The sequence below is a fragment of the Salinicola sp. CR57 genome (assembly GCF_003206585.1).
Lineage (GTDB): Bacteria > Pseudomonadota > Gammaproteobacteria > Pseudomonadales > Halomonadaceae > Salinicola > Salinicola lusitanus.
This window is the reverse complement of record NZ_PZJL01000001.1, coordinates 833,177-854,675: the sequence shown is the minus strand read 5'-3', so window position 1 is coordinate 854,675 and position 21,499 is coordinate 833,177. Positions and strand designations below refer to the sequence as shown.

Sequence of the window (21,499 nt, the reverse complement as noted above, 5' to 3'; positions counted from 1 at the left end):
CTTTGCAAGCCCCCTGGCCTCCGCTACACTGGAGTTTTGCTACCTCGCGAGTCGATTTCGCCGCATGTTCAAAGGATTTTCCCGTTTTCTCCAACGTCCCGGTGAACGTTTGAAGACCTTCTTCGGCCCGGAATCCGCTCAGGCGGCCGAAGACGCCACGCCCACCCCGCAAGTCCTTCCCCGCGACGAACACAACGTCTCGCGCCAGAACCTTAGCGAGAGCGCTCTCAAGGTGTTGTATCGACTCAATGGCGCGGGTTACGACGCTTATCTGGTCGGTGGCTGCATCCGGGACTCCCTGCTCGGGAACCGGCCCAAGGACTTCGATGTCGCCACCAATGCGACGCCGGACGAGGTGCGTCAGCTGTTTCGTAATTCCCGGATCATCGGCCGACGCTTCCGGATCGTCCACGTCCGCTTCGGGCGCGAAGTGATCGAGGTGACGACGTTCCGCGGACGGCATGGCGAGGAACACACCGGCAATCACAGCCAGCAGTCGGACGAGGGCCTGCTGCTGCGGGACAACGTCTGGGGGAGCGTCGAGGAGGACGCGATCCGGCGCGACTTCACCGTCAATGCGCTCTACTACAGCGTGACCGACTTCGCCATTCATGACTGGACCGGCGGCCTCAAGGACCTGGAAGACCGCGTGCTTCGCCTGATCGGCGATCCGGAGACCCGCTATCGCGAGGATCCGGTACGCATGCTGCGCGCCGCACGCTTCGCCGCCAAGCTCGACTTCCGGATTGCCGAGGGTACCGAGGCACCGATTCGCGAGCTGGCCCCGCTGCTGCTCCAGATCCCGCCGGCGAGGCTGTTCGAGGAGGTGCTCAAGCTGTTTCTCTCCGGCCACGCGCTGCAGAGCTTCCGGGTGCTGCGTGATCACGGCCTGTTCGCGATGCTGTTGCCCGAGAGCGACGAAGTCCTCGACGAGCAGCCCTGGGCCGTCAAGCTGGTCGAGCAGGCGCTGATCAATACCGATGCGCGGATCGCCCAGGATCGGCCGGTCACGCCTGCCTTCCTGTTTGGCGCCCTGCTGTGGCCCTGCGTTCAGCAACGCACTCCCCGCATCGCCCACGAACAGGACCTGCCGGAAGTCCCGGCTCAGCAGGCCGCGGCGCAGCAGGTCATCAGTCGACAGTTGCAACATACATCGATCCCCAAGCGGTTCAGCATCCCGATGCGCGAGATCTGGGACCTTCAGCAGCAACTCCCGCGCCGCCGCGGCCGTCGGGTCTTCCAGACACTGGAACATCCGCGTTTCCGCGCCGCCTACGACTTCCTGCTGCTGCGCGAGGAGGCCGGCGAGTTGACCCCGGGCCTGGGTAGCTGGTGGACCGAGTTCCAGCAGGCGGATGAGGAGGGGCAGCGTCAGCTACTCGCCAACGATGCCGGCGCCAATCCGGCGGGGACCAGCCCCAAGCCGCGCCGTCGCCGTCCACGCAAGCGTCGGCGGCCGACCAACAAGCCGACACCGCCGACGCTGGATGACTGACCATCGACACTTTGCCCTGGCCTATATCGGTCTGGGCAGTAACCTGGCATCGCCCCGTGACCAACTGGCGCGGGCAATGGCGGCGCTGGCAGCGCTACCGGTGAGCGAGTGCGCTGCCGTCTCCTCGCTCTACGCCAGCGCGCCGGTCGGCCCCCAGGACCAACCCGACTTCGTCAACGCCGTCGTCGCCATTCGTACGCGGCTCTCGCCGCTGGCACTGCTCGACCAGCTCCAGGCGATCGAGCAGCGCCATCGTCGTGTGCGGCATCGCCACTGGGGACCTCGCACGCTGGATCTGGATCTCCTGTGGTTCGCGGGCCTCAATTGCCGCTCCCCTCGTCTCACTCTGCCCCACCCGGAGATGACTCACCGCCGCTTCGTGCTCGAACCCCTGGCGGAAATCGCACCAACGCTCTCCCTCGACGGCGAACTACCAGGGTGTCTGGCAAACCGGCTGGAGGATCAGACGCTGCAGCGCCTATCAGCGTGAACCATCGGCATGCCGCCAACGTCTTGTTGCGTCTGGTGGGCAACTCACTACACTCTGCTCCGCATCGCCCTGTCGGGCATGATGAAATGGGCTCGCGCCCTGGTCGCAAGCCGCAGGACGGAGCCTTCGTCAACGCCGGTGCGAGCAGGGCCCGGCGCGATTGGGAGAGAGAGCATGAGGCGCGTTACCCTGGACACGCTGCGCGACGGCAAGGCCCGCGGCGAGGCGTTCAGCTGTCTGACCGCATATGATGCCACGCTGGCGCGCTGCGCCGATGCCGCCGGTATCGATGTGCTGCTGGTCGGCGATTCGCTGGGCATGGTACTGCAGGGACACACCAGCACCCTGCCGGTCACCCTGGAAGATATCCGCTATCACACCACCTGCGTGGCGCGGGGCAAGCAGCGAAGCCTGCTGATGGTCGACCTACCGTTCATGAGCAACGCCGATATCGGTCAACTCTTGCGCGATGCGGGTGAGCTGATGCGCGCCGGCGCCGAACTGATCAAGATCGAAGGCGAAGCCTGGATGGCCGACGGCATCCGAGAACTCACCCGCCGTGGCGTTCCGGTCTGCGCCCATCTCGGGTTGACTCCGCAGAGCGTCCACCAGCTCGGCGGCTTCAAGGTTCAAGGCAAGGCCGCCGATGCGGCCCAGCGCATCGTCGACGATGCCCAGCGACTGGTCGAGGCCGGCGCCGCCGTCATCCTGCTCGAGTGCGTGCCCAGGGCCGTGGGCAAGGCGGTCCGTGACGCCGTCGCCGCCCCCGTCATCGGCATCGGTGCCGGTCCGGACGTGGATGGGCAGATCCTGGTCATGCACGACACGCTGGGGCTCAACAGTGGCTATGTGCCACGTTTCGTGAAGAATTTCCTGCCTGGTCAGGAGAGTATCGAGGCGGCGTTCCGCGCTTATGACGAAGCGGTCAAGTCCCGCCGCTTCCCGGCCGAGGAGCACTGTTTCTGATGCGGACACTGCACGATATCGCGCCGCTGCGTGAGGCCCTACAGGCACACCGAATGGCCGGGCGGCGCATCGCCCTGGTGCCGACCATGGGCAATCTCCACGCCGGCCACCTGGCCCTGGTCGATCGGGCCCGGGAGCTCGCCGACGTGGTCGTTGCCACGCTGTTCGTCAACCCGCTGCAGTTCGGCGCCGGCGAGGATTTCGGCCAGTATCCGCGCACCCTCGACAGCGACAGTGACAAGCTGACCGCGCATGGCTGCGATCTCCTCTTCGCTCCCGGCGTCGAGACGCTCTATCCCGGCGGACTCGAGACGCAGACCCAGGTCCACGTACCAGACGTTTCCGAAGGGCTCTGCGGCGGCACCCGCATCGGCCACTTCGATGGTGTCGCTACGGTGGTTTCGCTGCTGTTTCACCTGGTGCAGCCGGACATCGCCTGCTTCGGCGAAAAGGATTTCCAGCAGTTGGCGGTCATCCGCAAACTGGTAGCCGACCTGCATTTCCCGATCGAGATCGTCGGCGTGCCGACCGTTCGCGCCGAGGACGGTCTCGCGCTGTCGTCGCGCAACGGCTATCTCGGTGCCGACGACCGGGCTCTGGCGCCCGCCTTCCACCGGGAGCTGTCGCGCTGCCGCGAGGCGCTGGCCGGTGGCCAGTCACCCGACGACGCGCTGGCTCAGGCCAGGCAGGCGCTGCAGGCGTCCGGCTTTCGGCTCGACTACCTCGAGATCCGCGGGCCCGCGCTGGCCCCGTTCGATATCGCTCGACATACCGAAGGCCGCCTGCTGGGGGCGGTCTATCTCGGCTCGACGCGACTGATCGACAACCTGGCCGTCTCCTTGCCGCGACCATCCGCGACCGGCGACTGACATGGCTGATGCCCGCTGGCGCCCGGCGCTACCGACGGACCTTGTCCGCATCGCCGAATGGATCGGGTCGGCGCAGGCGCTGGAGCACTGGGCCGGCCCCGGGCTGTCGTGGCCGACGGATGGCCCCAGGCTGTGGCGGGAAATCGACGGCGGCGGCCTGCTCTCGTTCTGCCTGGTCTCCGGCAGCGAGCCGCTCGCCTTCGGTCAGCTCGTCGTCAAGGGCGAGCGCCACTATCACCTGGCCCGAATCATCGTGTCGCCATCGCGCAGACGCCAGGGGCTTGGCGAAGCGCTGTGTCGTCGTCTGCTGGACGAAGCCCGACAGCGTCGCGCCGAGCGCGTCACGCTCAATGTCTTCTCCGACAACGGGGCGGCGGTCGATCTCTACCGGCGACTGGGTTTCACCGAATGCGGCAGCGCCGATTCGCGTGGCATTCGCCCCATGCAACTGAGACAATTTGCCGCGAATGTCGACAATGACCTCCCCTAGCCCCTGCAGCGTAACGATCACGCGGCGGTTCGACAGTGAAAGAGATACGATGAATCAATTGAGACCGGACCCCTTCTCCCCGTATCAGTTCTACACGGCCGAGCAGTGGGCCGAATTTCGCGCCGATACGCCGCAGACCCTGTCGGCGGAGGAGTTGCAGCGACTGCGCTCGCTCAACGACCCGATCGACCTGGGCGAGGTGCGCCGAATCTATCTGTCACTGTCTCGCCTGCTCTCCTCCTACGTCGAAGCCAGCCAGCGGCTTTACGCCCAGCGCAAACGCTTCCTGGACATCGACGACACCCAGAAGACCCCGTTCATCATCGGCATCGCGGGCTCCGTCGCAGTGGGCAAATCGACCACCTCACGCATCCTCAAGGAGCTGCTGGCGCGCTGGCCGTCGAGCCCCAAGGTCGACCTGGTCACCACCGACGGCTTCCTCTATCCCAACGCCACGCTGCGCGACAAGGCGCTGATGGCCCGCAAGGGCTTCCCGGAGAGTTACGATATCGGCGCCCTGCTGCGCTTTTTGTCATGGATCAAGGCCGGCGCGCGCAATGTCCAGGCCCCGCTCTACTCGCACCTGACCTACGACGTGCGCGACAGCGAATACCAGATCGTCGACCGTCCCGACATCCTGATCGTCGAAGGCATCAACGTGCTGCAGGTCCGTGACCTGCCGGAAGACGGCAAGATGGTGCCGTTCGTGTCCGACTTCTTCGACTTCTCGATCTATATCGACGCCGAGGAGGCTCACATCCACGACTGGTATCTGGAACGCTTCAAGCTGCTGCGGCAGACCGCCTTCCAGAACGCCGATTCGTTCTTCCACCGCTATGCTCAGATCGACGAGGCGGCGGCGCTCGAGATCGCCGAAGGGCTGTGGCGTGACATCAATCGCCGCAACCTGCGCGAGAACATACTGCCCACGCGCCCCCGCGCCGACCTCATCCTGCGCAAGGGTCGCGATCACTTGGTGGAGCAGGTGGCACTGCGGAAGCTGTGAATCATGACCGCGTCGTGTGGCCCGGCGATGACGCGCTACTACACCCGGGCGACGCACTGCAAATAAGAACAGCGTTTTGTAATATTGGGTAATAGCATCGAACTTTTCCGGCATCCACCCTTCTCAAGAGGCGTCTTGGACTTACGGGCAAGGACTCCTAGGGATGCTCATTTCTGTACAGGCGTTACGCGCCCTGGCGGCATGGATCGTCGTCTTCCACCACTTCATGCAGGTCTTCTTCAGCTTCGAGGCGGATAACTGGGTCGAGTACCTTTTCTCCACCCGCGGTCAGGTGGGTGTGGATATCTTCTTCGTCATCAGTGGCTTCATCATCTACGTCTCCAGCCGTGGCAAGCGCCTGACGATGCCGCAATTCCTGCTCCACCGATTGGTCCGGATCGTCCCCGCCTACTGGCTCTACACGCTGATCACCGCCGCGATCATCTACTTCACCAGCAACGTCATGCCGGATTACGGCCTGAGTCTCAAGGGCCTGATCATGTCGCTGTTTTTCCTGCCCACGGAGAACCCCGCCGGCTACGGCTACTATCCGATCCTGCCGGTGGGCTGGACGCTGAACTTCGAGATGCTGTTCTACGTGGTCTTCGCCGCCTCGCTGATGCTCAAGCGCGAATGGCGGCTGTGGAGCGTGGTGCTGGCGATCGTGGTCATCAACACGCTGTTTGCCCATCAGCCATTCATCAGCAACTTCTACACCGACCCGATCATCTTCGAATTCCTGCTGGGTATGGGCATCGGCGCCCTCTACAGACGCTACGGCATGCCTCAGGGACGCTGGTGGCCGATCGCGCTGGCGCTGGCCAGCAGCGCCACGATTCTCCATTTCAACGATCCGTCCGGGGCGCTGCGGTTCCTCGCCTGGGGACTACCGAGCGCGCTGCTGGTGGTCGCCTTCATCGGGATGGAAGCCCGTATCGGCAACAACCGCGTATTCAAGGCGATGGGCGACTGGTCCTACTCCACCTACCTGTTGCATGTGATCGTGCTGTGGTCGGGCAACTACGTGCTGACCGAGCAGTTCGGCCTGCCTCCCTACCTGGCGCTGGCGATCTGCCTGCCCGTCATCGCGCTCTGCTCCTGGCTCAGCTACGAGTTCGTGGAGAAGAAACTCTCCCGCCAGCTCAAGCGCCTCCTGCCAGTGCCGCGCCCCCTGGCCGCCGCGGCATGAGCCGCCCATGAAAAACGCCCGGCCTGCATGACGCAGACCGGGCGTTGGCGGTTACCGCCGAAGAATCACTCTTCGGTGACGAGAGATGCCTCGAAGGCAGCCTTCTCTTCCGGGGTGATCTCCTTGATCGACAGCTTTACGCGATTGCGGTTGTCGATGTCGAGCACCTTGACCGTCACTTCCTGGCCTTCGCTCAGGTACTCCTTCACGTCGTTGACGCGCTCCGGCACGATCTGGGAGATGTGCACCAGGCCGTCGGTACCCGGCATGAAGTTGACGAAGGCCCCGAAGTCGGCCAGACGCACCACCTTGCCGCGATAGAGCTTGCCGATCTCGGCTTCGGCGGTGATGCCGAGCACGGTGTCGATGGCGCGCTTGGCCGCGGCACGATCCTCGGCGTAGATGCGAACGGTCCCGTCATCGTCGATGTCGATCGACGCGCCGGTCTCCTCGCAGATGCCGCGAATCGTCGCGCCGCCCTTGCCGATGACGTCGCGGATCTTGTCCGGAGAGATCTTGATCGTCTGCATCGCCGGGGCGTGGTCGGAGACCTCGTTGCGGCTCTCGGCGATCACGGCGTTCATCTTGTCGAGGATCTCGATACGAGCCTGGTGCGCCTGCTGCAGCGCTGTCTCCATGATCTCCTCGTTGATGCCCTCGATCTTGATGTCCATCTGCAGGGCGGTCACGCCATTGGCGGAACCGGCCACCTTGAAGTCCATGTCACCGAGGTGATCCTCGTCGCCCAGGATATCGGTCAGCACGGCAAAACCGTCATCGTCCTTGACCAGGCCCATGGCGATACCGGCCACCGGCGCCTTGATCGGCACGCCGGCATCCATCAGCGCCAGCGAGGAGCCACAGACGGACGCCATCGAACTGGAACCGTTGGACTCGGTGATCTCGGACACCACGCGGATGGTGTAGGGAAAGTCGTCTTCGCTGGGCAGCATCGCCTGGATACCGCGTCGCGCCAGGCGGCCATGACCGATCTCGCGACGCTTGGGGCCGCCCATGAAACCGGCCTCGCCGACGCTGTACGGCGGGAAGTTGTAGTGCAGCAGGAAGCGGTCCTTGCGCTCGCCTTCCAGCGATTCGATCAACTGGGCGTCGCGCAGCGTGCCCAGGGTGGCGATGACCACGGCCTGGGTTTCGCCACGGGTGAACAGCGCCGAACCGTGGGTACGCGGCAGCACGCCGACCTTGATGTCCAGCGGGCGCACGGTCTTGTGATCACGGCCATCGATACGCGGCTCGCCGGCGATGACACGACGCCGCACGGTGTGCTTCTCGAGGCTGGCCAAGGCGCCGCCGACTTCATCGGCGCTGAACTGCGGCGCGTCGCCGCCGGCCAGTTGCTCGATCGCCTTGGCGCGAATCTCGGCCAGGGCATCCTGGCGCGCCATCTTGTCGGTGATGCGATAGGCTTCACCCACGGCGGACTCGAAGCTGCCGGCGACGGCTTCCTTGAGCGCCACGTTGGCGGCGGCCGGCTGCCAATCCCACTTCGGCTTGCCCGCTTCGCCGACCAGCGACTTGATCGCGTCGATCGCGACCTGCATCTCCTGGTGGGCGTAGAGCACGCCGCCCAGCATCTCGTCCTCGGTCAGCTCCTGGGCCTCGGACTCGACCATCAGCACGGCCTTGTCGGTACCCGCCACCACCATGTTGAGCTCGGAGGTGGCCAGCTCTTCCACCGTGGGGTTGAGGAAGTAGCCGCGCGACTCGGTGAAGCCGACACGCGCCGCCCCGATGGGACCGCTGAACGGCAGGCCGGAAATCGCCAGCGCGGCGGAAGTGCCGATCATCGCGGCGATATCGGGATCCTGGTTGCGGTCGGCGGAGAGCACGGTGCAGATGACCTGCACTTCGTTCATGAAACCTTTCGGAAACAGCGGACGGATCGGACGATCGATCAGACGCGACGTCAGCGTCTCCTTCTCGGTCGGACGGCCCTCGCGCTTGAAGAAGCCACCCGGGATCTTGCCCACGGAGTAGGTCTTCTCCTGGTAGTGCACGGAGAGCGGGAAGAAGTCCTGGCCGGGCTTGAGATCCTTGCGCCCGACCACGGTGCACAGCACCACGGTGTCGTCCATGGTAACCAGCACAGCGCCGGTGGCTTGGCGCGCAACGCGCCCGGTTTCTAGGGTGACGGTACTCGAACCGTACTGGAACGTGGTCTGAACCGGATTCACGGGCTTTCCTTTACTTGTCGAATTCATTGGGGTCGTTTGACTCGGCGCTCATTCTAGGCTTTCGAGCGGGATAGAGCTACCGGTGGGCGACCTTGGTCCCATCCCCGTCGGCACGAGGAGAGGCCGTCCGAAACGCCAGGACCCCCGCTCGAGAGCGGGGGTCCTGGGATTGGCACTGCCGAGCCACCGAGCGGTGACCCGGCCACGGCGATGGCGGCTTACGCTTCGCGCTTGCCGTCGACCAAGCGTCGCAGCTTCAGCGGATTGGCCTGCTTGACCGCTGCCGGTAGCAGCGCATCCGGCAGATCCTGGTAGCAGACCGGACGCAGGAAGCGGAAGATCGCCGCGGTGCCCACGGAGGTGGTGCGCGAATCCGACGTCGCCGGGAACGGCCCGCCGTGGACCATGGCATCGCACACTTCCACCCCGGTCGGCCAGCCGTTGACCATCACCCGGCCCGCCTTTCGCTCGAGGATCGGCAGCAGCGCGCGGGCGGCCTCCAAGTCGGCGTCGTCCATCTGCAGCGTCGCCGTCAGTTGGCCTTCCAGATGCTCGGCGACCCGCTCGAGCTCGGCGGCATCGGCGCACTCGACCACCAGCGACGTCGAGCCGAACACCTCCTGCTGCAGCGCATCGCTGCCCAGGAAGTCCTGCGCCGAGGCCACGAACAGCCCGGTCTGGCATTGGTTGGGGCCTTCACCCTTCTGACCGCGCGCCACTTCCTTCGCCTTGCCACTCCCCGCCAGGGTGCTGACGCCATTCTCGTAGGCCTCGAAGATGCCCGGCGTGAGCATGGTCTGGGCGGCGCTGCCCCGGACCGCTTCGCTGGCCGCCTCGACGAAGGCGTCCAGCTCCGGCCCCTTGAGCGCGATCACCAGCCCGGGATTGGTGCAGAACTGGCCGGCGCCCATGTTGAGCGAGCCGACGAACGCCTTGCCCATCTCCTTGCCCCGCGCCTTCAGCGCCGCCGGCAGCGGGAACACCGGGTTGATCGAGCTCATCTCGGCGTAGAACGGGATCGGCTCGGGACGCGACTGGGCCGCCTTCCAGAGCGCCAGGCCGCCGCTGCGCGAACCGGTGAAGCCCGCCGCCTTGACGCGCGGGTCGGTGACCAGCGCGGTACCCACTTCACGGCCGGAGCCGTACATCAGCGAGAAGACACCTTCCGGCAGGCCGCATTTCTTGACCGCGGCCTGGATCGCACGCCCCACCAGTTCGCTGGTGCCGGGGTGGGCGCCATGGGCCTTGACGATGACCGGGCAGCCGGCGGCCAGGGCGGAAGCGGTATCGCCGCCGGCCACGGAGAACGCCAGCGGAAAGTTGCTGGCACCGAAGACGACCACCGGGCCCAGCGCGATGTGACGCTGGCGCAGGTCGACCCGCGGCAGCGGCTGGCGATCCGGCAGCGCCGGGTCGACACGCACGTCGAGCCACTCGCCGGCCCGCACGGTCTTGGCGAACAGCCGGAGCTGGCCGCAGGTACGGCCACGCTCGCCCTGAATGCGTGCCTGGGGCAGGCCGGACTCGGCCACGGCGCGCTCGATCAGATCGTCGCCGATCGCTTCGATCTCGTCGGCGATCGTCTCCAGAAACTTGGCGCGATCCTCGAGCGAGGTTTCGCGGTAGCTATCGAAGGCGCTCCAGGCCAGCTCGCAGGCACGGTCGACCTCGGTCTGAGTGCCGCCGGGGTAGCTCGGCTCGAGGCGCTCGTTGGTGGCCGGATTGATCGCCTGGATCGGGTCACGGCTGCCCTTGACGGCCTGCTGGCCGATCAGCATTTCACCTGTCAGTTTCATGTTGCCTCCTGCAGTGAGGGTGGATACTCATTCATCTTCCGGCCGGAGCCGGATTCAACCTGCCTTGGTCGCCGCGGCGCACCGCTCGGCAAGCCCGGGGCTGGTGCCGGGATTACCGGCGCGCACCGCCGCCATGCACATCGGGTGGACGGCCGTCACGAGGATGCGTTCGATTCGCTCCGACGGTTGCCACGATAGTTCTGCCAGAGCGTCAGTGCCAGCAGCCCCACCGCGATCACCAGGAACGTCAGACTGATCGGCCGGGTGAAGAACGGCGTCCAGTCGCCCTGGAACGCCTGCAGCCCGCGGCGCAGGTTGGCCTCCGCGATCGGTCCGAGGATCAGCCCCAGGATGACCGGCGCCGTGCCGAAGTCATAGCGATTGAGGAAATAGCCCAGCACCCCGAAGCCCAGCATCAGATAGAGGTTGAATACATCGCCGTCGACGCCGTACACGCCGATGAAGCAGAACACCAGGATCGCCGCCAGCAACTGCTTGCGCGGCACCATCAGCACCCGGATGAACAGCTTGATGCCCAGACACATGATCAGCAGCATGAAGACGTTGGCGGCCAGATAGGCCAGGAAGATGCCGTAGACCGTGCCGCTCTGGTCATCGAACAGCAGCGGACCGGGGGTGATGCCCTGGATCATCAGACCGCCCAGCAGCACGGCCGTTGCCGCCTCGCCGGGAATGCCCAGCGCCAGCGTCGGTATCAGTGCGCCACCCAGCAGCGCGTTGTTGGCACTCTCCACCGACACGATCCCAGGTGCGTGGCCGGTACCGAACTTCTCGGGAGATTTCGAAAAGCGCCTCGTCTGGTCGTAAGCGACCAGCGAAGCGATGCTGCCACCGGCGCCGGGAATGGGCCCGACGATGGAGCCGGACAGGATGCCGGCCACGACCGCCTTCCAGTGGCGCAGCGTTTCCAGAAAACGGGGCCGCGCGATATCGATACGGTGGTTGCTCTCCTCTAGGCGCTGGTGCGGATCGTACTCGAAGGCATCCTTGAGCACCTGGGAAACGGCAAACAGCCCGATCAGCGCCGGCAGCAGGTTGATCCCGGTCAGCAACGAGAGCTGGTCGAAGGTGAAGCGGCCCACCCCGGTGATGGGGTCGGTGCCGATGGTCGAGGCGAAGAAGCCGATCAGTCCGGCGATCAGCCCCTTCAACAGCGACTTGCCGGCAACCGAGGCGATGATCACCAGCCCGAAGATGCTCAGCGAAAAATACTCCGCCGCGCCGAAGCGCAGCGCGAACTCCGCGATCGGCGGAGCCAGCAGGCTGAGGATTACCATGCTGGCGACACCGCCGAAGAACGAGGCAACGATCGCCAGCCCCAACGCGCGGCCGGCCTCGCCCTTCTGGGCCATCGGAAAGCCGTCGAACGTGGTCGCCACCGACGAGGGCGTGCCGGGGATATTGAGAAGGATGGCCGGGATCGACCCGCTGGCACCGGCCCCGCACAGCGCACCCAGCAGCATGCCGATGCCCATGACCGGCGGCATGCCGAAGGTCACCGGCAGCAACAGCGCGATGGCCATCGCCGAGGTCAGCCCCGGCAGCGCGCCCATGATGATGCCGAGCAGGGTGCCGCCGGCGATGGCCAGCAGCGTGCCGACCTGCAGCACCATGCCCAGCCCCTCGAGATATCCGGAAATCATGTCTTGCTCCTAAATCGGCTGCCGACGCTGCCACTCAGTCCGGCAGCGGAATCTCGAAGAGATCGGTGAAGACGTAGTAGATCGCCACCGCGAGCACGATCGCGAAGATCGCCGCACCGCCGAGCGATTTCACCCGCTGCGAGGCGTTCAGCTCGCCCCAGACACCGCTGGCGATCAGCAAGCCGATGACGCAGCAGAAGGCGAACACCGCCGTGCTGGGTATGTAGCCCAGAGGCTCGAACAGCAGGATGTAGACGACGGTGAGGCCCACGATCCACAACCACTGCATGACCCCGCGTCGGTTGGCGGGCCGAGACCCGCCCGTAGGCGCGGCGGCTCGCCACTCGCGCACATCCTTGACGAGACAGGGGATGGCGAACAGAAAGATCATTGCCGAGATCAGTTTGGGGAAGAACGCCGGCGAGAGATCGCCGACGATCTCGATGTCCGGCAGCGCCATCGCAGCGGCGAAAGCCGCTGCCGACGCAATCAACAGCAGGAGATCGAAAATCGGCTTACCGATATCACGTTCCATGGATTCAGACTCCAGCGCCTCGACCAGAAAGAGGGACGGTCGTCTTGCGACCCTGTCGGCTGGCCGGGCAGCGCGCGCCAGTGCGCCACGCCGCCCGGCCCTGCGCGCTACTTCGCCAGATCGCCGGCCGCTTCGCGCATCACCTCTGCGGACTGGTCGATGAACGCGTCGAGCTCATCGCCGTAGAGCGGAGAGACCTGCGTCCCGAGATTCTCGGCGGTCTGCTCATAGGAGCCGTCGGCGACGATCTGCTTGATCGCATCGACCCAGCGCTTCTCGACATCGGCAGGCAGCCCCTTGGGCGCCGCGATACCGCGCCATACCGTCAGCGTCAGGTCGTAGCCCTGTTCCTGGAAGGTGGGCACGTCGGGCAGCGAATCGCTGCGTTCGGCGTAGCTCATCGCCAGCGCCTTCAAGCGGCCGGACTGCAGCGCCGAGCGCAGCTCTGCGCCGCCCAGCACGACGGCATCGACATGGCCGCCCATGGCGGCGGAGATCGCCTCGGAACCCCCGGGGTAGGGAATGATGTTGAACTCGGCACCGGTCCGGTTGGCCATGGCCACGGCGGCGATGTGCGCGGAGGAACCGACGCCGGAAACCCCTACCTTGATGGTGGTGCCGGAAGTGGCCGCGTTCACCAGATCCTCGAGATTGGCGTACTGGCTGTCACCGCCGACCGCGATCACGTAAGGCTCCTCGATCACCTTGGCGATGAAATCGAAGTCATTGTGAGTGAACGGAACGTTGCCCATTGCCTCCAGCGTCAACATGGCGTTGCTGGCGGCCAGCAGGGTGTAGCCGTCGGGCTTCGAGGCGACCGCGCGGGACATCCCCACGGCACCGCCGCCGCCGGGAATGTTGCGGATGACCAGATCCTCGCCGAGCTGCTTCTCCAGCAGCGGCTGCAAGGCGCGCACGAAGGTATCGTTACCGCCACCCGCGGAAAACGGCACGATCATGTCGATGCTCTTGGTGGGATAGTCATCGGCGAGCGCCGGCCCGCCAACCACCATCGCGGCGGCCAACGTCAGCGTACTGAGTAGCTTTTTCACTATCGGCTCCTTCGGTTCTTTTATGGATGTCTTGTCTTTCGCGCTTTCGAGCATGCAAGAGGGGCCCAGCCCGGTCGCGTCAGCGAACCAGCGCCGGCCGCTTGGGGTCGAACTGCCACCCCTCGATCAGGTACTGCATTGCCATGGCATCGTTGCGACCACCGGCCGGCAGGCTGCGATAGAGCGCATTGGCCTGCTCGACCTGGCCCATGTCGATCTCGATACCCAGGCCGGGCGCATCGGTCACCGCGACCTTGCCATCGACGATCCGGGGCGGATTGCGGGTCAGCCGGGCGTCGCCCTCCTGCCAGATCCAGTGCGTGTCCAGCGCCGTGGTGCGGCCGACGGCCGCCGCCCCGACCTGGGCGAACATCGCCAGCGAGATATCGAAGTGATTGTTGGAGTGCGAGCCCCAGGTCATGCCGTGGTCCTGGCACAGCTGAGAGACGCGTACCGCGCCAGATAGCGTCCAGAAGTGCGGATCGGCCAGCGGGATATCCACCGAACGCAACATCAGCGCATGGGCCATCTCGCGCCAGTTGGTGGCCACCATGTTGGTCGCTACCGGCAACCCGGTGGCATGGCGGAATTCGGCCAGGATCTCGCGCCCCGAGAAGCCCTGCTCCGCGCCACAGGGATCCTCGGCATAGGCGATGACCCCATGCAGGTCCTTGCACAGCCGGATCGCCTCGTCGAGGGACCAGGCGCCGTTGGGATCGATGGTGGTTCGCGCCTCGGGGAAGGCGTCGTGCAACGCGGTGACGGCCTCGATCTCCTGCTCGCCAGGCAGCGCACCGCCCTTGAGCTTGAAGTCCCGGAAGCCGTAGCGGTCCTGGGCGGCGCGAGCGAGCTCGACGATGCGCGCTGGCGTCATCGATGCCATGTCGCGTTGGCGATACCACTCGTGGCCGAGATCGTTGTTGCCACTGTCCTCGGTGCGCTCGCGATAACCGAGCGGCGTCTTCTGGCCGTCGCCGACGAAGAACAGATAGCCCAGGACCTCGACGCTGTCGCGCTGCCTGCCGTCACCCAGCAGCTCGGCCACCGGTACGTCGAGGAACTTGCCGAACAGGTCGAGCAGTGCCGCCTCCAGCGCCGCCACCGCATTGACGCGCAGTTCGAAGGTCCAGGAGCCCTTGCCGAAATCCTCGAAATCGGCACCACGACCGGCGGTGTGCAGCGATGCCACCATCGATCGCAGCTTGCCGATGGGCTGCCCCACGACCAGCGGTCGCGCCTGCTCCAGGGATTGCTGGATGGTATCGCCGCCAGGCGCCTCGCCGACGCCGACATGCCCCGCACTGTCCTCGAGGATGACCAGGTTGCGGGTGAACCAGGGCGAGTGGGCTCCACCGATATTGAGCAGCATGCTGTCCCGGCCGGCGACCGGAATCACCTTCATGTTCGTGATGGTTGGCGTGCCGTGGCTCGGCATAGGAAGTCTCCGTCGAGGCGATGAACGCGGGGGAACCGGGCTGGCGGCGCCGGGCCGGCCACAGGGCCGCTCCCGGCTTGATGAAGAATCTGCAGGGGTGTGTCGCTCAGAGCGTGCGCGCTTTCTCGATCAGTTGCTCGAGCGTGGCTCGCTCCTGCTCGCTGGGCATGGTCAGCGGTGCACGCACGTTGCCGCCCGGGTAACCGACCAGATCGGCGCCCGCCTTGATCAGGCTGACGGCATAGCCTTTCTGGGTGTCGCGCAGGGTGACGAAGGGAATGAAGAACTCGCGTGTCGCCTGGCGCACGAAATCGCGATTGCCCTGGCGCAGCTCCCGGTAGAACTTGACCGCCATCTCCGGCACGAAGTTGAAGACCGCCGACGAATAGGTGCTGACGCCGATGGCGAGGTAGGCTTCGGCGATGATCTCGGCCGTCGGCACGCCGCCGACGTAGGCCAGGCGATCGCCCAGTGTCTTGATGATGATGTTGAGCGCCTGCATGTCGCCCTTGCCATCCTTGAGACCGACCAGGTTCGGACAGCGGTCGGCCAGCGCCTGGACGCCATCGACCGTGAGATAGCCGTTGGCGCGGTTGTAGTAGATCACGCTGAGGTCGGTGGATTCACAGACGCTGGCGGCATACTCGACGATGCCGGACTGCGGGCACTCGGTAAGGTACGGCGGCATCAGCAGAATACCGTCGGCCCCCGCTTCCTGGGCGGCCTTGCAGTGCTCCTTGGCGAGTTCGGCGCTCTGCCCGGCGCTGGCGATGATCGGCACGTGCCCGCCGATGGTCTCCACCGCGATCGTGACGATCTCGCGGTACTCCTCGATCGTCATGTTGAAGAATTCACCGGTACCGCCAGCCACGAAAAGGGCGGAGACCTCGTACTCCTTCAGCCACAGCAGACGACGGCGGTAGCTGTCGGCGTCGAATTTGCCGTTGGCATCGAAATCGGTCACCGGGAAGGACAGCAGGCCATCCTTGATAGAGGCAACAACCGCTTCTTTGGAAAAATTCACCTTGGCTCCCCTCATCGTGGGTTAACGTAAATCGGTCACTCAGTCGTCCAGCCGCCTCGCCTCGATCGAGGAAGCACAGGCCGAGAAATTGTGATGCCGATATTGTCATACATCATACTATGATGCCGTTAGACCTTAGATGAACGTCCTGGCCTCCCCTTCATTTCGCGAACGGCAGCTGCGTCGTCGACAGGACTTCGCGCAGGCCCATGAAAGAGCGGATCTGACGTACCCCGGGCAGATAGATGAGCTGCTCGGCATGCAGTCGATTGAAGCTCTGGTTGTCACGCGTTCGGATCAGCAGGAAATAGTCGAACTCGCCGGTCACGACGTGGCACTCCATGCACCCCGAAATGTGCTGCGCGGCCGCTTCGAAATCGGCGAACGACTGGGGGGTCGAGCGATCCAGCACGACGCCGATCAGCACCATCATGCCGACGTTGAGCTTGTCGGCATCGAGCAGTGCCACTGTCCCCTTGATGATCCCCTGCTGCTTGAGCCTCTCGACCCGTCGCAGGCAGGCGGGCGGGCTGAGGTTGACGCGCTCCGCCAGCGCAACGTTGGAGATCGAGGCATCGCGCTGGAGCTGTTCGAGGATCTGGCGATCGATTCGATCCAGTGATGCGCCCGCATCGCTGCTGATCTGGGCCATGGCTTGGCCTTACCTCCTGTTAATTTAATTTCTCTCATGACCAGTTACTTAAAACTTAATCCTTTATTTATCCGACATCGATGACTTTTCAGCCGTTTATCCATTCCAGTTTGCAACACGCCTCAGAGCGTTTCGCTCTAGGATAGATCGAGTCCTCTCCACGACTCCACAACAACAGCCGGAGCTTCCATGAAACTCGACAAGTTCGCTCGCTATCCGCTGACATTCGGCCCCTCTCCCATCACCCCGCTCAAGCGTTTGAGCGAACATCTCGGCGGCGAGGTCGAGCTCTACGCCAAGCGCGAGGACTGCAATAGCGGACTCGCCTTCGGCGGCAACAAGACCCGCAAGCTCGAATACCTGATTCCGGAAGTGCTGGAAGGCGGCTACGACACCCTGGTCTCGATCGGCGGCATCCAATCCAACCAGACGCGCCAGGTCGCCGCCGTGGCTGCCCACCTGGGGCTCGACTGCGTGCTGGTCCAGGAGAACTGGGTCAACTATCACGATGCCAGCTACGACAAGGTCGGCAACATCGAACTGTCGCGGATCATGGGTGCCGACGTGCGCCTCGACCCGGCCGGCTTCGACATCGGCATTCGCGAAAGCTGGGAACGTGCGATGGAGAGCGTTCGGGCCAAGGGCGGCAAGCCGTTCCCGATTCCCGCCGGCTGTTCGGAGCACCCCTACGGCGGGCTCGGGTTCGTCGGTTTCGCCGAGGAAGTGCGCCAGCAGGAGCGCGAGCTGGGCTTCACTTTCGACTACATCGTGGTCTGCTCGGTCACCGGCAGCACCCAGGCCGGCATGGTGGTCGGCTTCGCCGCCGACGGTCGAGCCCGTCAGGTGATCGGTATCGATGCCTCCGCCAAACCGGAGCAGACTCATGCCCAGATTGTGCGCATCGCCCAGCACACCGCCGAGCTGGTGGAGCTCGGACAGCCGATCACCGCCGACGACGTGGTGCTCGACACGCGATTCGGCTATCCGGAATACGGCCTGCCCAACGACGGCACGCTGGAAGCGATTCGACTCTGCGGGCGGCTCGAGGGCGTGCTGACCGACCCGGTCTACGAAGGCAAGTCGATGCATGGCATGATCGAGAAAGTTCGTCTCGGCGAATTCCCCGCCGGCGCCAAGGTTCTCTACGCCCATCTGGGTGGCGCACCGGCTCTGAGCGCCTACAGCGAGTGGTTCTCTCGCGGCTAAGCACGACCGGTGAAGACCGTGAACCCGGCGGCGTGATCCGGCGCCGGGTTCCAGCTTGGCGGTGGCGATGATTCAGTGCCCCATTACGCTATGCTGGAGCCTCCTCCAACAACAAGCTCTCCCCTCATGACACCGCTTTCCGATTCGAATCGCGCCGCGCCGGCGCTCGCCCCGAGCGAGATCGTGACCTGGGACGCCACCACGCTGTCGCGCCACCTTCACGATCGCGTCGTCTCCTGCCGGGAGGTGATGAACGCCTATCTCGACCATGTCGACGCGGCCAATCCGCTAGTCAACGCCATCGTTTCCCGCCGTGAGCGGGCTGCGCTGCTCGCCGAGGCCGACACCGCCGACCGAGAACTGACGGCCGGTCACTCGCGGGGCTGGATGCATGGCTTCCCGCAGGCGATCAAGGATCTCTCCGATGCCAGGGGCCTACCGACCACCCAGGGCTCGCCGCTGCTCGCCGGGCAGATAGCCGCCGCGGACAGCCTGATGGTGGCGCGCATGCGCGACGCCGGTGCCATCGTCATCGGCAAGACCAATACGCCGGAGTTCGGACTCGGCTCGCAATCCTACAATCCGGTCTTCGGCGCGACCCGGAACGCCTTCGATCACACCCGCACCGCCGGCGGTTCCAGCGGCGGTGCGGCAGCGGCACTCGCCATGCGGATGCTGCCGGTGGCCGACGGTAGCGACATGATGGGGTCGTTGCGCAATCCTGCCGCGTTCAACGACGTGATCGGCTTTCGCCCCTCATTCGGGCGGGTGCCGGGGCTGGCCGCCGATCCGTTCGGTCAGCAACTCGCCACCAATGGCCCGATGGGCAGAACGATCGCCGACGTCGCCCGACTGCTGGAGACGCAATCCGGCTTCGATCGGCGCGCCCCGCTCTCTCTGGGAGAGCCGTTACGGCGCGAAACCGATACCATCGACACCGCGCTGGAACGTGACGTTCGCGGCCTCAGGATCGGCTGGCTGGGCGACTGGGGTGGGCATCTGGCGATGGAATCCGGCGTGCTCGCGCTGTGCGAATCGGCCTTGAATCGACTCGTCGAATGCGGCGTCGAACTCGACGCCTGCGACACTCCCTTCGACCCGGACACGCTGTGGCAAAGCTGGACCACACTGCGCCACTGGGCCGTCGCCGGCAACCTGGGCGGGTACTACGCCGACCCCGCGACCCGCGAGCGTTTGAAGCCCGAGGCGCAGTGGGAAGTCGAACGCGGCCTGCCGCTCTCGGCGCAGGAGATCTACGCCGCCAACGTCCAGCGCGGCGACGCCTATCACGCCTGGAGCGCGCTGTTCGAACGGTTCGACTACCTGGCCATGCCCAGCGCGCAACTGTTTCCATTCGACGTCGACACCCACTGGCCCAGCGAGATCGCCGGGCGGCCGATGGACACCTACCACCGCTGGATGGAGGTCGTCGTACCCGCCTCGATGCTCGGCGCACCGGCCGTCAGCCTGCCGGCCGGGTTGAGCGAAGAGGGCCTGCCGATGGGCTTCCAGCTGATCGGCCGGCCCCGAAACGACTGGGGCGTGCTGCAGCTGGCCCGCGCCTACGAAAAGGCCAGCGGCGGGCTAGCCCGCCTGCCCCCCGCCCTGCAGCCGACGCGCTAGCCGGCGCCCGGGTGGCCCGCATTCGCGTCGCCGCCGTTCGCATCGGCGAACAAGTGCCCGGGCATCCGCTGGTACGCCTCGTAGGCTGCCAGTACGGTCGCCCGCTGCGCCGTGGCGGCAGCGGCGAACGCATCGCCGTAGACGGTCTCGTCGGGATACTCGGTAATCAGGGTCAGCGGCAACCGGTGGCGGTCATCCTCGGCGACGAGGCAGGGAAAGCCGTTGATCATCTCGAATCCGGTCTCACCGGCGTGGATCTCGAACAGGGCGATCTGGCGATCGTTGAAGGCGCGCAGTCCCGGCACCTCGCCGAGCGCCAGCGTGACCGCCTCGATCAGCCAGCGCGAGGCGTCGGCCCAGCCGGAGGCATGGCGCAGGATCAGAAAGAACCCCTTGGGCAGCGTCCACATCTCGAAGCCTCGCGGCACATAACCCGACAGCGGCCGGGTCCACTCATGCGCCGGATAGCCGTGGAGGTTGAGATGCAGCCTGGCCCCGGTCAGCCGCTCCGCCTCGAGACGAATGGCCGTTTCGTGCTCGCCCGCTTCGCGGTACTCCAGATCATCGCCCAGTGCCGTGTAACGGGCGGCGTGGTGCATATGGCACGGGTTGTCCGCCACCAGCCGCTGGTGCAGCGCATAGCCGTCCGGATTTTCCAGTGGGCAGAGCGAGAAGTGTGCGCCCTCGCGCTGCGCCAGGAGACCGGCCGCCTGGAGCGTGCCGGCCGGCGAGGAGGTCTCGTTGGCGTGCTGGCCGGCGGAGATGATCACGCCCCGGTCGCACCCGGCCACGTACCGACCCTCGACTCGCCGCCCCGCGACCGAGGTGGCGTAGAACGGCGCCCCGCCGAGCGACTCCAGCTCCTCGGCGATCTGCCGCGGCGACAGTGGCCGGGTCACGGCGTCGAGCGATTCACGGGGAGAGGCTATCGTCTCGCGGTCGTAGTCACGCGTCTCTACCGTCACCTCGTAGCCGTTGCCGAGCCGGATCTCCGGCACGATCTGCCCCGGCTGCAGATGGCGATCGCCCAGCGGCCTTCCCGAGCGCCGCTGGAACACCTCCAGCAGCGAGAAGTAGAACTCCTCGTGCAGGGCTTCCCGCAGCGACAGCGCCTCGTCGGCGTAGCCGAGAGGCTCATCGGCGATCGGCAGCGTTGCGGTGATGTTGAGCTCCTCGAAATAGGGCTCCTGGTCTCTTTCCCGCGTGCCCCATGTGGCCCCGCGGATGGCCGTCATCGCCTCGGCAAAGAGCTGCTCGTAGACCGTCGTCAAGGCGCCGCCTGCACCATCGACGATCTGCCAGCCGCAGGGGGACAGCGCCGGTTCATCCGCGAAGTCGAGATGCCGGCGGTTGGGCGCCAAGACGTCCAGAGGCTCGTCGCGCCCATCGGCATAACGCAATCGCAGGCGGTAGACCGGCAACTCGTCACACATGTCCCCCGCCGCGAACTCGAAGCCGACGCCGGGATAGAGTGCTGCCAGCGGATAGCTCTCCAGCAGGAAGCGCGACGCCGGGGCGGCAGGGTGCCGGGGGTAGGTGACCTCGACATGCGTCAGACCCTCGGTCGTGATCTCCTCGCGGAAGGCGCAGACCAGCGGCTTGTAGGCCGAGCGACAGCGTGCGGTGATGCCGCGGCCCGCCAGCGCTTTCTCGGCCTGGCGGCGCGTGGCCTGGTCGTCGAACGTCCAGGTTTCCAAGGTGGCAGCCGTGGACGCCTCGACAAGCGTGTCGAGCGTGGCGGGATAACGCTTGTCGAACAGGATCACGGCGATGCTCCTCTCATGACGGTGCCGAAGGGTCGTTGCGAACGAG

General features: G+C 65.5%; 18 protein-coding genes. 9 read left to right on the top strand and 9 right to left on the bottom strand.

Features of this window, described 5'->3' with window-relative positions:
- Positions 1-64 precede the first annotated feature (64 nt).
- The 7 genes from pcnB to DOM56_RS03845 all read left to right on the top strand — a co-directional run bounded on the left by pcnB (position 65) and on the right by DOM56_RS03845 (position 6,505).
- A complete protein-coding gene (gene pcnB, locus DOM56_RS03875) occupies positions 65-1,495 on the top strand; it encodes a polynucleotide adenylyltransferase PcnB (RefSeq protein ID WP_110707539.1) in 1,431 nt (476 codons plus the stop codon).
- A complete protein-coding gene (folK, locus tag DOM56_RS03870) occupies positions 1,488-1,985 on the top strand; it encodes a 2-amino-4-hydroxy-6-hydroxymethyldihydropteridine diphosphokinase (protein WP_110707538.1) in 498 nt (165 codons plus the stop codon). Before pcnB ends, folK begins: the two co-directional genes overlap by 8 nt.
- A gap of 174 nt (positions 1,986-2,159) precedes the next feature.
- Positions 2,160-2,951 (top strand): 3-methyl-2-oxobutanoate hydroxymethyltransferase, encoded by a 792-nt coding sequence (gene panB, locus DOM56_RS03865; RefSeq protein ID WP_110707537.1) that lies wholly within the window; start codon positions 2,160-2,162, stop codon positions 2,949-2,951.
- On the top strand, positions 2,951-3,820 hold the full coding sequence (gene panC, locus DOM56_RS03860) for a pantoate--beta-alanine ligase (RefSeq protein ID WP_110707536.1): 870 nt from the start codon (positions 2,951-2,953) through the stop codon (positions 3,818-3,820). The genes panB and panC overlap by 1 nt, the downstream gene beginning before the upstream one ends.
- A 1-nt stretch (position 3,821) precedes the next feature.
- Positions 3,822-4,310, top strand: coding sequence for a GNAT family N-acetyltransferase (locus DOM56_RS03855; RefSeq protein ID WP_110707535.1), 489 nt, complete (start codon positions 3,822-3,824; stop codon positions 4,308-4,310).
- A gap of 49 nt (positions 4,311-4,359) precedes the next feature.
- Positions 4,360-5,316 carry a type I pantothenate kinase gene (gene coaA / locus DOM56_RS03850; RefSeq protein ID WP_162302627.1) on the top strand — a complete coding sequence of 319 codons (957 nt, stop codon included), beginning with the start codon at positions 4,360-4,362 and terminating at the stop codon, positions 5,314-5,316.
- A 163-nt stretch (positions 5,317-5,479) separates the two neighbouring features.
- A complete protein-coding gene (locus tag DOM56_RS03845) occupies positions 5,480-6,505 on the top strand; it encodes an acyltransferase (protein WP_110707533.1) in 1,026 nt (341 codons plus the stop codon).
- A gap of 65 nt (positions 6,506-6,570) precedes the next feature.
- Here DOM56_RS03845 and pnp read toward each other — a convergent pair whose 3' ends face one another.
- The 8 genes from pnp to DOM56_RS03805 form a co-directional block, all read right to left on the bottom strand.
- A complete protein-coding gene (gene pnp / locus DOM56_RS03840; RefSeq protein ID WP_157958152.1) occupies positions 6,571-8,700 on the bottom strand; it encodes a polyribonucleotide nucleotidyltransferase in 2,130 nt (709 codons plus the stop codon).
- A gap of 218 nt (positions 8,701-8,918) precedes the next feature.
- Positions 8,919-10,496: an aldehyde dehydrogenase (NADP(+)) gene (locus DOM56_RS03835; RefSeq protein WP_110707532.1), complete on the bottom strand. Its 1,578-nt coding sequence runs from the start codon at positions 10,494-10,496 to the stop codon at positions 8,919-8,921.
- A 155-nt stretch (positions 10,497-10,651) separates the two neighbouring features.
- Positions 10,652-12,160 (bottom strand): tripartite tricarboxylate transporter permease, encoded by a 1,509-nt coding sequence (locus DOM56_RS03830; RefSeq protein ID WP_110707531.1) that lies wholly within the window; start codon positions 12,158-12,160, stop codon positions 10,652-10,654.
- A gap of 34 nt (positions 12,161-12,194) precedes the next feature.
- The gene (locus DOM56_RS03825; protein WP_110707530.1) at positions 12,195-12,695 is read right to left on the bottom strand and encodes a tripartite tricarboxylate transporter TctB family protein; all 501 of its coding nucleotides are present in this window, start codon (positions 12,693-12,695) and stop codon (positions 12,195-12,197) included.
- 107 nt (positions 12,696-12,802) lie between these two features.
- Positions 12,803-13,747, bottom strand: coding sequence for a tripartite tricarboxylate transporter substrate binding protein (locus DOM56_RS03820; RefSeq protein WP_157958151.1), 945 nt, complete (start codon positions 13,745-13,747; stop codon positions 12,803-12,805).
- Positions 13,748-13,826: 79 nt separating this feature from the next.
- Complete coding sequence (locus tag DOM56_RS03815; RefSeq protein ID WP_110601344.1) at positions 13,827-15,182, bottom strand: enolase C-terminal domain-like protein; 1,356 nt, start codon at positions 15,180-15,182, stop codon at positions 13,827-13,829.
- 106 nt (positions 15,183-15,288) lie between these two features.
- Positions 15,289-16,206: a 5-dehydro-4-deoxyglucarate dehydratase gene (kdgD, locus tag DOM56_RS03810; RefSeq protein ID WP_110707528.1), complete on the bottom strand. Its 918-nt coding sequence runs from the start codon at positions 16,204-16,206 to the stop codon at positions 15,289-15,291.
- A gap of 160 nt (positions 16,207-16,366) precedes the next feature.
- Positions 16,367-16,858, bottom strand: coding sequence for a winged helix-turn-helix transcriptional regulator (locus tag DOM56_RS03805; RefSeq protein WP_110707527.1), 492 nt, complete (start codon positions 16,856-16,858; stop codon positions 16,367-16,369).
- A gap of 189 nt (positions 16,859-17,047) precedes the next feature.
- Between DOM56_RS03805 and DOM56_RS03800 the strand changes: the two genes are divergently transcribed.
- Both DOM56_RS03800 and DOM56_RS03795 read left to right on the top strand, forming a co-directional pair.
- A complete protein-coding gene (locus tag DOM56_RS03800) occupies positions 17,048-18,064 on the top strand; it encodes a 1-aminocyclopropane-1-carboxylate deaminase (protein WP_110601351.1) in 1,017 nt (338 codons plus the stop codon).
- Between the two features lie 126 nt (positions 18,065-18,190).
- Positions 18,191-19,687, top strand: coding sequence for an amidase (locus DOM56_RS03795; RefSeq protein ID WP_110707526.1), 1,497 nt, complete (start codon positions 18,191-18,193; stop codon positions 19,685-19,687).
- Here DOM56_RS03795 and DOM56_RS03790 read toward each other — a convergent pair.
- Entirely contained in the window at positions 19,684-21,453 is a 1,770-nt protein-coding gene (locus DOM56_RS03790; RefSeq protein WP_198655657.1) for a peptidase M14, read from the bottom strand. The genes DOM56_RS03795 and DOM56_RS03790 overlap by 4 nt on opposite strands.
- Positions 21,454-21,499: the final 46 nt, after the last annotated feature.